At 59.1% G+C, this 13,940-nt stretch carries 9 protein-coding genes; all 9 read left to right on the top strand.

Annotated elements, in window-relative coordinates:
• Positions 1-144: 144 nt before the first annotated feature.
• On the top strand, positions 145-1,389 hold the full coding sequence (gene allC, locus CDO73_RS06615; RefSeq protein ID WP_088487892.1) for an allantoate deiminase: 1,245 nt from the start codon (positions 145-147) through the stop codon (positions 1,387-1,389).
• Between the two features lie 59 nt (positions 1,390-1,448).
• The gene (locus CDO73_RS06610; protein WP_088487730.1) at positions 1,449-2,690 is read left to right on the top strand and encodes a pyridoxal-phosphate-dependent aminotransferase family protein; all 1,242 of its coding nucleotides are present in this window, start codon (positions 1,449-1,451) and stop codon (positions 2,688-2,690) included.
• Between the two features lie 687 nt (positions 2,691-3,377).
• Entirely contained in the window at positions 3,378-4,853 is a 1,476-nt protein-coding gene (locus CDO73_RS06605) for a uracil/xanthine transporter (RefSeq protein ID WP_088487729.1), read from the top strand.
• Between the two features lie 61 nt (positions 4,854-4,914).
• Positions 4,915-6,156 carry an amidase gene (locus tag CDO73_RS06600; RefSeq protein WP_088487891.1) on the top strand — a complete coding sequence of 414 codons (1,242 nt, stop codon included), beginning with the start codon at positions 4,915-4,917 and terminating at the stop codon, positions 6,154-6,156.
• Positions 6,153-7,025, top strand: coding sequence for a fumarylacetoacetate hydrolase family protein (locus CDO73_RS06595; RefSeq protein WP_088487728.1), 873 nt, complete (start codon positions 6,153-6,155; stop codon positions 7,023-7,025). Before CDO73_RS06600 ends, CDO73_RS06595 begins: the two co-directional genes overlap by 4 nt.
• Positions 7,026-7,468: 443 nt before the next feature.
• Positions 7,469-8,863: an NCS1 family transporter gene (locus CDO73_RS06590; RefSeq protein ID WP_088487727.1), complete on the top strand. Its 1,395-nt coding sequence runs from the start codon at positions 7,469-7,471 to the stop codon at positions 8,861-8,863.
• Between the two features lie 84 nt (positions 8,864-8,947).
• Entirely contained in the window at positions 8,948-10,342 is a 1,395-nt protein-coding gene (locus CDO73_RS06585; RefSeq protein ID WP_088487726.1) for an allantoinase, read from the top strand.
• 164 nt (positions 10,343-10,506) lie between these two features.
• On the top strand, positions 10,507-12,423 hold the full coding sequence (locus CDO73_RS06580) for an SGNH/GDSL hydrolase family protein (RefSeq protein ID WP_088487725.1): 1,917 nt from the start codon (positions 10,507-10,509) through the stop codon (positions 12,421-12,423).
• 72 nt (positions 12,424-12,495) lie between these two features.
• Positions 12,496-13,926, top strand: a complete 1,431-nt coding sequence (locus CDO73_RS06575; protein ID WP_088487724.1) for an alpha-L-fucosidase — start codon at positions 12,496-12,498, stop codon at positions 13,924-13,926.
• Positions 13,927-13,940: the final 14 nt, after the last annotated feature.

Here is a 13,940-nt window from a genome sequence, read left to right as displayed (position 1 = left end):
CAATAAATCATCCGATTCTTCTACACTTCCGTGAATGATTTCAATGATGATTTATTCTACAATTAATCCATAGCCTTTGCCAAGTCAAATAAACTAACACCGGTTGAAAAAGATGAAGCTGCCGGAACGGGGGAGATTGTAATGATGATCGAACAACCGAAGCCATCCGCCTTATCCGAGCAGGTGCAGCGCATGATCGAATGGTTGGCTTCGCACGGAGGCGAAGAAGGAGGCGGCGTGACCCGATTGCTGTACGATCCGGCTTGGCGATCCGCCCAACGGGCGATCGAGAGCCGAATGCAGGAGATCGGATTGGTCGCGCGCTACGACGATGCAGGGAACCTGTTCGGCCGGATGGCCGGACGCGATCCGGAAGCCAAAGTCGTATTGACGGGTTCTCATGTCGATACCGTAATCGGCGGCGGCAAATACGACGGGGCTTACGGAATCGTCGCCGCTTTGGTCGCCGCGGAACATTTGCTGACGCGTTACGGTCCTCCGCTCAAACCGATCGAAGTCGTGTCGTTATGCGAAGAAGAAGGAAGCCGTTTTCCGCTGACTTATTGGGGTTCGGGAAATATCACGGGCACGAAGAGTCGCGAAGCCGTCGCCGACGCTGCGGACGCGGCCGGCGTAACCTTCGAGACGGCGATGCGCGAAGCGGGCTTCGGTTACGGTCGGCATCCGCAGCCTCGGCGCCTCGATCTGGAATGCTTTATCGAACTGCATATCGAGCAGGGAGAGGTGCTGGAACGCGAAAACAAATCGATCGGAGTCGTCAGTCATATCGTCGGACAGCGCCGCTACGATATTACGGTGCGCGGCGAGAGCAACCATGCGGGAACGACCCCGATGCGCTGGCGTCATGACGCCATGTTCACGGCCGCCGAGATGATCCGCGCGCTTACGCTTCGGGCCAAAGCGGACCCTGCGGGTCTGGTCGCGACGGTCGGCCGCATGGAGGTCAAGCCGAACGTGGGCAACGTGATCGCGCGCGAAGTGACGTTCAGTCTCGATGTTCGCCATAGCAGCGCGGAGACGATCCGCCAGTTCTGCGAAGAATCGTTCCGCGAATTCGAGACGATCGCGGCGGAACACGGAACGCGAGTTTCTTCCCGCAAATGGATGGACGAAGCGCCGGTCGCGATGGACCCGCTGCTTCAACGGACGGCGCGCGAAGTGCTCGAGCGTGAAAGCGTCTCTTACAAGACCATGACCAGCGGAGCGGGACATGATTCGCAGGTCTTCGGCACGTTCTGCCCGACGGCGCTTCTGTTCGTGCCGAGCCGAGGCGGCATCAGCCATTCTCCGGCGGAGTTCACGGAGACCGAAGATCTGGAACGCGGCGTCAAGCTGCTGATCGACCTGCTGTATCAATTGGCGTATTGACCTTAAACACGATCGAAAATGCGGAATTCGGACAGACCAATCGAGGAGGCGTTCTATAGATGACGAAGTATCGGGAAATTCAAGCACCTTTGCGAACGATTATGACACCGGGACCCGTCGAAGCGGACCCGAGAGTGCTGCGCGCGATGGCGACGCCGATTCTCGGCCAGTTCGACCCGGCGTTTACGCAGATGATGAACGAGACGATGGACATGATTCGGCAGACGTTCCAGACGAAGAATCAATGGGCGTTTCCGATCGACGGCACTTCGCGTTCCGGTTTGGAAGCCGTGCTGTGCAGCTTGATCGAGCCGGGCGACAAAGTACTGGTCCCGATCTTCGGCCGTTTCGGCCATCTGCTCACGGAGATCGCCGAACGTCAAGGCGCGGAGATTCATCTGATGGAATGCAAATGGGGCGAAGTCTTCGACCAGCAGGCCGTTATCGACGAAGTGAAAAGGGTGCAGCCGAAGATTCTGGCGATCGTGCACGGCGAGACGTCGACGGGCTGCATGCAGCCGCTCGACCGGATCGGTCCGGCGTGCCGCGAACTCGGCGTACTGACGGTAGTCGACGCGGTCGCTTCGATCGGCGGCGTCTCGGTCCGAGTCGACGAATGGCAGCTCGATGCCGTGATCGGAGGCACGCAGAAATGCATCTCCGTGCCGTCCGGCATGGCGCCGATCACCTACAACGAGCGGGTGGAACGTATTCTGGCCAGCCGAAAAAAGGTGGAGCGGGGCGTCGCGCAAGAAAGCGACCGCCGCGACGTGGCGCATCCGATCCGCAGCAACTACTTCGATCTCAGCCAGCTTCAGGACTACTGGGGTCCGCGCCGCCTGAACCATCATACGGAAGCGACGTCCATGCTGTACGCGCTGCGCGAAGGACTGCGGATTCTGCTCGAAGAAGGTCTGGAAGAACGTTTCGCGCGCCATAAGCTGCACGAGCAGGCGTTGATGGCGGGCATTCGCGGCATGGGATTGGAACTGTTCAACGACTTCGATTGGAAACTGCCGGTCGTGACCTGCATCAAGATTCCGGCCGGCGTGGACGGCGAATCGGTGCGCGGCATGCTGCTGGATCAATTCGGCATCGAGATCGCCAGCTCGTTCGGCCCGCTGCACGGTCAGATCTGGCGGATCGGCACGATGGGCTACAGCTGCCGCAAAGAAAACGTGCTGTTCGTGCTGGCCGCGCTGGAGGCGGTGCTGATCCGGCACAAAGCGCCGATCGCGATCGGCAAAGGCGTGCAGGAGGCGTTGGATGTGTATGAGGGCGTTGGGGTAGTGACGGTGTGACGGGCGGAGGGGAGGAGCGTGGGGGCTGCGGGAGAGATTCGCATAGCATCTGCTTCCGAAGTGACTTTCTGCGAAAGTCTTTAGCATATGCTTCCGAAGTGACTTTCTGCGAAAGTCTTTAGCATATGCTTCCGAAGTGACTTTCTGCGAAAGTCTTTAGCATATGCTTCCGAAGAGACTTTCTTCGAAAGTCTTGAGCGTATGCTTCCGAAGTGACTTTCTGCGAAAGTCTTGAGCTTCTCCGCTGAATCTCCTCCTCCGCCCCAGGTCATCCCTGCTTGGTGGTAGGAAAGATAGAAGAGCAAGGATTCCGGGAAGTTCCGGAATCCTTTTGCTTAAGGGCCGATTCGATTCGGGCGCATACGGGAAATGTTGACTTTTGGTCAGCAATTTTGCTCTTTTCAAGCAATGCGAGCAAGAATGTTGACGTTATGTCAAAAATTCAAGCGATATAGGGCATAATCAGACGATAATCGCTGAAAATACTGACTTTAAGTCAACATTTGCGCTTAAATACGCTTTGTATGCTGAAAATGCTGACTTTTAGTCAACATTTTCGCGTATCTCCGTTTTTTACGCTCGAAATCTTGACGCTTGGTCCATGTTTGCGAGTGCAGTGAGTGTATGAAGAAAGATTTCAAGAGTCGACAAAGGCGCGAAAAGAAAACCGGATACGGAAGGTGAATCATGAAAAACATCATCTCGCTGCGTTCGGGATTGGCGGGGCTGCAATGGCTCTTTTTTTTGTTTACGAATACGGTCGTCATTCCGATCACGGTGGGGGCCGCGTTCGGGCTGCCGCAGGATCGGATTCAATTTCTGATCCAATGTTCGTTCGTGCTTACCGGGCTGGCCTGCGTCGTACAAGCGGGGCTGGGCCATAAAAGGGCGGTCATGGAAGGACAGTCGGGACTGTGGTGGGGAGTGATCCTCAGCTTATGCGCGGCTGCGCCGTCGCTCGGGATCTCGCTGATCGGATTGGGCGGAAGCCTTGCGGTCGGCATCGTGATCTCGGGGATCCTCACCGTCTTGATCGGCGCATGCGGGCTGGCGGGGCCGCTGTCGAAATGGTTTACGCCGGGCGTGATGGCCGTTTTCATGTTTCTGCTCGGCTGCCGGTTGAACATGATTTTCTTGCAGGGCATGTTGGGGATCTCGTCGGGAACGCCGGCCGGGGAAGCGGTCATTCAGCCGGGGATTTTCCTGCTTGCGGCCGCTGTCGCGGCATTTGTCGCGGTGTTCTCGGTCGTGGCGAATCCCAAGATCGGGCAGTACGCGCTGCTGATCGGAATTCTGGGCGGTTGGGTGCTGCATGTGCTGATCTTCGGTTCGCAAGGCGGCGCGTCGGGAAGCAACGGACTGCTGTCCGCCGCTTGGTTCCCGCTGGGCGAACCGACCGGAGACAGCTTGAACGTAGGCGTGATCGCGATCGCCGTAATCGCGGGGCTCGTGAACGCGTCGAATACGTTCGGCGCGCTCAAAGGAACCGACGGCATTTACGGACAGGAAGCGGACAAAGGGCAGTATCGGCGTTCGTTCACGATCAGCGGAATCTTGGCGATCTTGTCTGGCGTGCTGGGGCTGGTGCCGTATGCGCCGTACGTCTCGTCCGTCGGCTTTTTGCAGCAGACCAAGATTAGCGAAAGGCTGCCGTTCGTGATCGGAGGCTTGCTGTTCGCCGCGATCGGTCTGATTCCGGCGGTAAGCGGCGCGTTGACCGCTCTTCCGCTGAGTATCGGCAGCGCGGTACTCTTGGTGACGTATCTGCGCCTGCTCGGTTCTTCGCTGCAGTATTTCGGACAGATCCGGATGGACGCGGCCAATCTGTACCGCACGGCCGCGCCGCTGTTCGTCGGCATTATCGTCATGGGGATGCCGTCGACTTATTTCGCTTCGCTGCCGCCGCTGCTCCGTCCGCTGCTGGGCAACGGACTGCTGGTCGGCATTCTGCTGGCGCTGCTGCTGGACCGGCTGCGTTTCGGCGCGCCGCGTCCGCAAACGGAGCAGGAAAAAGAAATGCGCGAACAAACGGAAACGGGCGAACAAGCGCAGAAAACCCAGCAGACGCAAGTTACGCAAGAACCGCATACGAAAACGGACAGAGAAGATCCGGTTTCTGCTTCCCTGCACGCGACTAGAGGAGGAACGTCTTATGAACGCTAATTCGAATCATCCGGAAACGTCGTCGATTCATTCGAACGGCCGGCTTCTGCCGGAAAACGAAATGGATTTTCCGAACAAGTCTGCCCAAAATCGTTCTGCCGAAGATCGTCTGGGGGCTTACGTCGATCCCGGGATCCGTCTGCCGGCTATCGGCGAAGGCGTACTGAACGGATTGAAGTTTGCCGTAAAAGACGTCTTCGATCTGCAAGGCGTGACCAGCGGCGCGGGGAACCCCGATTGGCTGAAGACGCATGCCGCCGCCGAATCGACTGCTCCCGCGCTGGTGCGCCTGCTCGAAAACGGAGCGACGCTGCAAGGCACGACGCATACCGACGAACTGATGTACAGCCTCAACGGTCAGAACGCCCATTACGGCACGCCGGTCAATCCGGCCGCGCCGGAACGGATTCCGGGCGGTTCGTCCAGCGGTTCGGCGGTCGCCGCCGCCGCGGGACTGGTCGATTTTGCCGTAGGTACCGATACCGGAGGTTCGGTGCGGATTCCTTCGTCTTACTGCGGGCTGTACGGATTCCGCCCGACGCACGGGGCGGTATCGGCGGAAGGCGTCATTCCGCTGGCCCGCAGTTTCGATACGGTCGGCTGGATGAGCCGGGACCCGGAGGTTCTGCTTCGCGTCGGCGAAGCGCTGCTTGAGCCGCAGCCGTCGGCGCAAGCTTCAGGCTTCAAGCGCCTGTTCATGGCGCGAGAAGCTTGGGAACTGCTCGAAGCGGGCGACCGTAGCGCGCTTCTGGCCGCTCTGCGCGGGTCGACGGCGGAGCAAGCGCCGGAGGAGCGGGCCGAGCTGCGCCTGACGGAAAGCGGCGAGACTCTGGCCGATTGGTCGGCGGCGTTCCGCGTGCTCCAAGGCACGGAGATCGCGCGCGAGCACGGCGAGTGGATCGACCGCGCGAATCCGGCCTTCGGACCGGGAATCGCGGAGCGGTTCGCTTGGGCGCGCACGCTGGAAGCGCAGGGAAGCGAAGCGGAAGAAGCTTTGCGCGCGCGGGTACGCCGCGTTCTGGTCGAACGGCTCGGCGAAGACGGCTTGCTCGCGCTGCCGACCGCTCCGGGGCCGGCGCCGCTGCTCGGTCTTGGCGGCGAGGAAGCCGAGGCTTACCGCGCCAAAGTGATGCAGCTGTCCTGCATCGCGGGTCTGTCGGGTCTGCCTCAGGTGACGGTTCCGATCGGGCGCGAAGACGGCCTGCCGATCGGGTTATCGTTTATCGGAGGACCGGGCAGCGATCTGAAGCTGCTGCGCTGGGCCTCGGAACATTTTGCCGATCAGAAAGAGGTGCAGGCATGAAGCTGGCGACGATTCGATACGAAGGCCGCGAACAAGCGGCGCTGCTGACGTCTAAAGGCGTCGTTCCGCTGTCTCTGCTCAATGAGCGGACCGGCTCCGATTGGGAAACGGATCTGCTCGGCCTGCTGCAAGCCGGTCGCCTGGACGCTTTGCGAAGCGCGTACGAAGCAGCCGGCGAGGAGCTGGAACGTTCGCTGCCGGATCTGTTCGTCGATGCCGCACGCGTGCGTTTTACCGCGCTTACCCGACGTCCGGGCAAGATCATCGGCATCGGGATGAATTATCTGGAGAAAGCGATCGAACTCTCCGGACGTCCGCCCGAAAACGAACCGGTGATCTTCTTGAAGCCGGATTCGGCGTTGATCGGTCCGGAAGAAGACATTGTCCTGCCGGAAGGAGCCGGAGCGATCTCCGCGGAAGCGGAGCTGGCGATCGTGATCGGCCGCGTCTGCCGCCGAGTAGACGAAGAAGACGCGCTAAGCTTCGCCGCCGGCTTCGCGACGTCGCTCGATATGACCGCCAAAGACATCCATGCCCGCAATCCCCGTTTTATGCAAAGAGCCAAAAGTTTCGATACGTTCGTCAGTCTCGGCTCCGTGCTGGCGACGCCGGACGAATATGCGGATCTGTCCGAAATATCGGTCGAAACGGTATGGAACGGCGAGGTCGTTCATCGCAATCAAGTGAACCGGATGATCTTTTCGCCCGCTTATCTGATCTCGTTCCTCTCGCGGATCATGACGCTGAATCCCGGCGACGTGATTCTGACGGGAACGCCGGGTTCCGTCGCGATCAACCCCGGCGACCGTGCGGCGTGCAGCATCGCCGGTCTGCCGCCGCTCGCGAATCCGGTAAGTGCGCACAGCTGATATTTCGTCCCGGCGTCCATTTTTCACCCTATGCTCTCTATAATGTTCGGAAATAAAACGGTTCCACTCCGATATCACACTCTGTGTGATATTTTTTTGTTTAATTTCAACAGCTAAAGGTCCGATAATCTACGTTTTTGCCAATGAATTGTGACCGTAAGGTGATAAAATAAGAAACAGAAAACAAGAGTAAGAATACGTTACATAAACAAGTGATGTTATCTTACCGGATTTTCAATCGCCTGTAGGCGTACGCGAGAGGTCAGCCGCTTGTCTCGCTTAAATAATTGGTTTATGTTCGGCTGAAACGCGCACGTTTCTAGGGCGTTTCAGCCGAACATAAACGTTCATCAGATGAGACAAGCGGTCAGCCGGAACGGTAAGGCAAGTCAGCAGAGGGCGACCCCGCGTACGCGAAAAACAAAAAAAGGGAGTGGAGCTGTATGTCTACGAATTTGGCCGGTCGAGTGTTGGAGGAAGCGCCGCTGCAAGAAGAAATCCGTGTGGACGACTCCCTGAAACCGAAACGGGAGAGCGACAGGACGGTTGGTTCGGTACCTTACATGTTTATGTGGATCGGGGACGGCGTGAATCTCGGCAACATGACGCTGGGAGCAAGCTTGATCGCCGCGGGGGTCGCCACGCTGAACGTGCTTCAGACTTTCGTGGCCGCGATCATCGCGATCGGCATCATCTCCGTGATCTTCGCCTTGAACGACCGTTTCGGTTATCGGACGGGCATTCCTTACGTGGTGCAGCTTCGCATGTCGTTCGGCATCAAAGGTTCGGTGATCTCTTCGTTCCTGCGCGGCGTGCCCGCCATCGTCTGGTACGGATTCCAGAGCTGGGTCGGCGCAACGGCGCTGAACGAGATCGTCAAAGTGCTCAGCGGAGGCGGCTTCGACAGCATCCCGATCTGTTTCGTCATTCTGCAAGGGGTTCAGATCGTCTTGTCGCTTTACGGCTTTCATGCGATCAAGTGGGTGGAGACGCTCGCTTCCGTCGTCATCATGCTGGCGCTGGTCTACGTGTTCGGCCTGCTGCTGAACTCGCACAGCTCGGCGATCACGGACGTCTGGGTCAACGCCAAAGGCACGTGGGGCCTGCCGTTCTTCGCTTTCATCATGGTCTTCTTGGGGAACTATGCCGCCATCTTCCTGAGTGCCGCCGACTACTCGCGGGAACTCAAGACCGGCATCAGCGACAAGAAACGCAGCGCGCTCTATTTCGTCCCGATCGTGATCGCTTACGGTTTCGTGCTGACGATCGGCGCGATGATGGCCGCGGCGACGGGCATCTCCAACCCGGTCAAAGCGTTCGCGGTTATCGTCGATAATCCGTATATCACGGTCGGCGTGTCGGCGTTCATCGTCATCGGAGCCATCGCGGTCAACATGGTCGCCAACATCGTGCCGCCCGCTTACGTGATCTCGCTCGTGACCAAATTGAAATACAAAGCTTCCGTCGTCGTGACCGGCCTGCTCGCGCTCTGCTCCTTCCCGTGGGTGCTGGTTCAAGATTCGTCCGCCAAAGGACTGAACATGTTCATCCTGATCTACTCGGCGTTCCTCGGACCGATCGTGGCGATCCTGCTGGTCGAATACTACATTTTGCGCAAACAAAAAGTGGACACCGCCGAACTTTACCGCGAAGACGGCGCGTTCAAAGGCTACAACCCGAGCGCCATTCTCGCGATGCTGATCGGAGCCGGCGCGGCGTTCCTGCTGGTGGATATCGGTTGGATCATCGGATTTACCGCCGCGGGCATCTCTTACTTGCTGCTCAGCAAGTTCGCGTTCAAAGGCTCGTCGTTCAAAAAAGGCACCATTTTCGAATAAGAGGGAGAAGGGCGTCGGCAGCAGCTGCCGCGCTCTTCGCGATTCGGCGGTTTTCGCTATTCAACAGTCAAAGGAGAGAGGTCTATGAAAAAATTCGATCTGATCATTCGCGGCGGCAGCGTCGTGCTGCCGACCGGCGTCGCGCAAACGGATATCGGCATCGCGGACGGCAAGATCGCCGCGATCGGCGCGGAACTTGCGGGAGAAGCGAAACAGGAATGGAACGCGGAGGGACGTCATGTCCTGCCGGGCATGATCGACGTGCACGTCCACTTCAGCGAACCGGGGCGCGAACATTGGGAAGGCTTCACGACCGGTTCGGCCATGATGGCGGCGGGAGGCTGTACCACCTTTTTCGATATGCCGCTGAACGGGATTCCGTCGACGGTCACGGAAGAAGCGCTGCTGGACAAAGCGCGTCTGGGCAACGAAAAATCCGTCGTCGATTTCGGCCTCTGGGGCGGATTGGTGCCGGGCAACGAAGACGATCTGGCCCCGCTGGCGGAAGGCGGCGTGATCGGATTCAAAGCGTTCTTGTCCACGACGGGCAACAAAGAATTCGAAGCGGTGGACGACATGACGCTGCTGACCGGCATGAAGAAGATCGCGGCGCTCGGCAAGATTCTGGCTCTGCATTCGGAAAGCGCGGCGATCACCAACTGGCTCAAAGCGGAAAAAGAAGCGGCCGGACAGTTTACCGCCGACGATTATCTGGAAACGCGTCCGATCATCGCCGAAGTCGAAGCCGTCGAGCGCGCTTTGTATTATTCGGAAATCACCGGCTGCGCGCTGCATTTCGTGCACATCAGCTCGGCGGCGGCCGTCGCGAAGATCGAAGCGGCCAAAGCGCGCGGCATGAACGTGACGGTCGAGACCTGCGCGCATTACCTGCTGTTCAACCACGACGACCTGCGGACCCGAGGCAATATCGCCAAATGCGCGCCGCCGCTGCGGGAAGCCGACGAACAGCAGAAGCTGATCGCGCTGCTGGCGGAAGGCAAGTTCGATATGCTATCGTCGGACCATTCGCCCTGCCCGTACGATATGAAAGATCCGAAAGACTTCAATCTGTTCGAAGCTTGGGGCGGCATCAGCGGCGGACAGTTCACGCTGCTCGCGGCGCTGGAAGTGGCGCTTGCTCATGAGCTTCCGCTGGAACAGGTCGCGGCTTGGACGGCGGCGAATCCGGCGCAGCGCTTCGAACTGGCCGATCGCAAAGGCCGGATCGAGATCGGAATGGACGCGGATCTGGCGATCGTCGATCTGAACGAAACGTTTACCGTGACGGAAGACAACTATTACGCCAAACATAAGCAGACGCTGTACATGGGGCATACGTTTCCGGCTTCGGTCGTCGGCACGATCGTTCGCGGACAAGTGGTCGTTCAAGGCGGAAAAGTATCGGAAGCGACTCCGCAAGGAAGCTGGCAGAAACCGGTAGGCATTCCGTCTTCGGAACCCGCGCTGCCGACGTTTTAACTCCATAATCCTTCAGCAAGGAACGGAAACGGCCCGGAACTCGGCGCTGCTCCGTTCCTTTTCGCGTACCCGCTTTTTGGATAGAAAGCCTTTTCAATGCAAGCTCCGGCGCTTATAGTGAAAGAGATGCCAAGCGAATATCAGTAAGAACGGAGACGATGAACATGGAAAGCGAAACGAAGTCTGTGACGGCCGATCGGAACGAAGCGAGAGGGGAAGAACGCGCCGCTCCGCGCGCTCCCCGCGATCCCGAGCAGCGCCGCAGTTTCTGCTACGTGCTGTTCGAAGCGCAGGCCGAAGCGACGGCGCGTCCGGAAGGTCGGCCTTCGCAGGAAGTCTATCTGGATAACGGCCGGCTGGCCGAAAACGTACGCTGGACGAGCGGCGTCGAAGACGAGTCGATCCTGAAGCGGCTCGGCACCTGCGAAGGCTTCCGCGAGTTGGTACATAGCATCGGAGTGACGGTGGAAACGGGCAGCACCGGGCAAAAAGAAAGCGAACCGCCGACGGACGAATCGCATGTTTCGGATTCGCCGCAAGAAAAGCTGCGTTCCGTGACGTTTCTGCTTCAGCATTGGGGCAAAAGTAGCCGCTACGAGACCGGCACCACGCTGCGTATCGAATGTCCGGCGGACGGCGCGGAGACGCTGCTGGAACTGGACGGTATCGATTGGAACGAAGACGACGACGTGCCGGGCAAGATGGCGTTCGAATTCGACCGTCCCGGCGAGTTGGCGAAAGTGACGGTCGCGCTGTACTTAAACGACGGTTACGCTGTACCCGAGCCGCAGATGGACCCGCCGGTCGATTTCGATTCGGAAGCTTACGCGGCGATGATCGAACGTTCGCAGCTTCGCGCCGACCGCACGGGCAGACTCCGAGCCGCGATCGAGCGGGCGCAAAGCGGAGAACCGGTTACGCTGGCTTATATCGGTGGTTCGATCACGCAGGGAGCCGGAGCGAAGCCGATTCATACCGAATGCTACGCGCATCGCTCGTATCGCGATTTCGTCGAACGCTTCGAGAAGACGGGCAAAGAAACGGAGCAAGAATCGGACGGCCGTTTCCGCTTCGTCAAAGCGGGCGTCGGCGGTACGCCGTCGGAGCTGGGCATGATCCGCTACGAACGCGATATTTTGCGAGGCGGCGACGTGCTGCCGGATATCGTGGTCGTCGAATACGCGGTCAACGATGCGGACGACGAGACGGAAGGCGTGTGTTACGAGAGCTTGTGCCGCAAGATTCTGAACGCGCCCAACCGTCCTGCCGTGATTCTGCTGTTCAGCGTGTTCATGAACGATTGGAATCTGCAGGACCGGCTGCTGCCGATCGCGGAGCATTACGGTCTGCCGGCCGTCAGCATCAAAGACGCGGTCGTGCCGCAGTTCGGACAGGCGAGAGGCGAAGGCGGGATCATCTCCAAACGACAGTTTTTCTACGATATCTATCATCCGACGAACGACGGGCACCGGATCATGGCCGACTGCTTGGGCGAACTGTTCCGTCGCGAAGCCGTGGAGAGGGCCGCAAACGGCGAAGCGGATCGCGAAAAAGAAGCGGCGAGCGTCGGCGTTTCGGCTTCCGGATCGCCGGGCGCCGAAGCTGAGACATTGCCCGATCCCGTTTACGGAGCCGAGTTCGAGAACGTGCGCCTGCTCGATCGCAAAGACGGCTGGGCCGGAGCGGAGATCGATCCGGGAGACTTTACGGGAACCGACTGCGATCTGCATCTGATCGAGCTGGACGCCGAGCCGCTGGGCACGCCGCAGCTTCCGCACAACTGGATGCGCGAGACGGCCGCCGAGGGCGAGGACAATCGTCCGTTCCGCTTGAAGATCCGTTGCCGCAATCTGCTGCTGATCTTCAAAGATTCGGGCAGTCCCGAGTTCGGCAAAGCCGAAGTGTACGTGGACGGAGAGCTGCGCCTGACCGCCGATCCGCATCGGAACAACTGGACGCACTGCAACACCGTCCTTTTATTCAGCGACACCGAAACGGCGGAGCATGAGATCGAGATCCGCATGGCGGCGGGCGACGAGGACAAGACGTTTACGGTGCTGGCTTTCGGCTATACGGAGTAACGGTATAACGGCGGCCGGACGCGTTTTCCGAGATCCGGCGGCGCTGCATCACGATCATCGGGGAGGGTGAACATGGCAATTTCGATACGGGAAGCGGCGCAGATCGTCCCTTCGGACAGACAAGCGGCTTGGCAGGAATTGGAGTTCTACGGATTTATCCATTTTACGGTCAATACGTTCCGTGATCGCGAATGGGGAGACGGCAGCGAATCTCCTGCGGAATTCGCGCCTTCGGCGCTCGACGCGCGACAATGGGCCGAAGTTGCGAGAGATGCGGGGATGAAAGGGGTGATTCTGACCTGCAAACATCATGACGGATTCTGCTTATGGCCGAGCGCTTATACCGATCATTCGGTGCAGAGCAGTCCGTGGCGCGGCGGCCGCGGCGATCTGGTGCGCGAGACGGCGGAAGCTTGCCGCGAATACGGCCTGAAATTCGGCATCTATCTGTCTCCGTGGGATCGGCACGAACGCAGCTACGGCGACTCCGACGCGTATAACGACTTTTTCGTCAATCAATTGCAAGAACTGTTGACCGGCTACGGCGAGATCTTCAGCGTATGGTTCGACGGAGCCTGCGGAGAAGGGCCGAACGGGAAAAAGCAGGTGTACGATTGGGACCGCTATTACGAGACCATCCGCCGCCATCAGCCGGGAGCGGTCATCTCCGTATGCGGACCCGACGTGCGTTGGTGCGGAAACGAAGCCGGACATACGCGCACGGCGGAATGGAGCGTCGTACCGGGTTCTTTGCGCGATAACGAGAAGATTCAGGCCGAATCGCAAACGGAAGACGACGGAACATTCGCTTCCCGCATCAACTCGGACGAAGACGATCTGGGCAGCCGCGCGGTGATCGAACAGGCGAACGAACTCGTCTGGTATCCGGCGGAGGTCAATACGTCGATCCGGCCGGGCTGGTTCTATCACGCAAGCGAAGACGAACAGGTCAAAAGCGCGGACGCGTTAATGGATCTGTACGAACGCGCGGTCGGCGGCAACAGCTGCTTCCTGCTCAATCTGCCGCCGGATCGGCGAGGATTGCTTCATGAACGGGACGTAAGCGAATTGCGGGAACTAGGCCGGCGAATCCGCGAAACGTACGGAAACGATCTGGCTGCCGGCGCTTCGGTCACCGCTTCGACGTTCCGACCGGAACACGAAGGCCGGCAGACGACCGACGGCGATCCGCAGACGTGGTGGGAAGCGGAAGAAGGCGCGGAACAGGCGATATTGGATATCGAGTGGAAGCAGGAGCAGACGTTCGACCGTATCGTATTGACGGAGCAGATCCTGCGCGGCCAACGCATCGAAGCTTTCGAGATCGAAGTGCTGGACGAAAACGGGAACGGGTCGAATATCCACCGCGGAACCGTCGTCGGCCACAAATGTATCTGCCGTCTGGAAAGTTCGCAGACCGCCCGTCGGCTGCGCGTGATCATCGTGCAGTCGCGTTTAAACCCGACGCTGCGGCAGGTAGGCGTATATCAGAGCTGCCGATAACGGAAGCGAGATTT

The organism is Saccharibacillus sp. O23 (assembly GCF_002205895.1).
Classification (GTDB): Bacteria; Bacillota; Bacilli; order Paenibacillales; family Paenibacillaceae; genus Saccharibacillus.
This window is presented reverse-complemented; position numbering and strand designations above follow the sequence as displayed.

Bases quoted from the DNA above. Each gene is read 5' to 3' on its own strand.
- CDO73_RS06590 (WP_088487727.1), top strand. From the start codon at position 7,469: ATGTCTACGAATTTGGCCGGTCGAGTGTTGGAGGAAGCGCCGCTGCAA.
- CDO73_RS06595 (WP_088487728.1), top strand. From the start codon at position 6,153: ATGAAGCTGGCGACGATTCGATACGAAGGCCGCGAACAAGCGGCGCTG.
- CDO73_RS06575 (WP_088487724.1), top strand. From the start codon at position 12,496: ATGGCAATTTCGATACGGGAAGCGGCGCAGATCGTCCCTTCGGACAGA.
- CDO73_RS06610 (WP_088487730.1), top strand. From the start codon at position 1,449: ATGACGAAGTATCGGGAAATTCAAGCACCTTTGCGAACGATTATGACA.
- allC (WP_088487892.1), top strand. From the start codon at position 145: ATGATCGAACAACCGAAGCCATCCGCCTTATCCGAGCAGGTGCAGCGC.
- CDO73_RS06585 (WP_088487726.1), top strand. From the start codon at position 8,948: ATGAAAAAATTCGATCTGATCATTCGCGGCGGCAGCGTCGTGCTGCCG.
- CDO73_RS06580 (WP_088487725.1), top strand. From the start codon at position 10,507: ATGGAAAGCGAAACGAAGTCTGTGACGGCCGATCGGAACGAAGCGAGA.
- CDO73_RS06605 (WP_088487729.1), top strand. From the start codon at position 3,378: ATGAAAAACATCATCTCGCTGCGTTCGGGATTGGCGGGGCTGCAATGG.
- CDO73_RS06600 (WP_088487891.1), top strand. From the start codon at position 4,915: ATGGATTTTCCGAACAAGTCTGCCCAAAATCGTTCTGCCGAAGATCGT.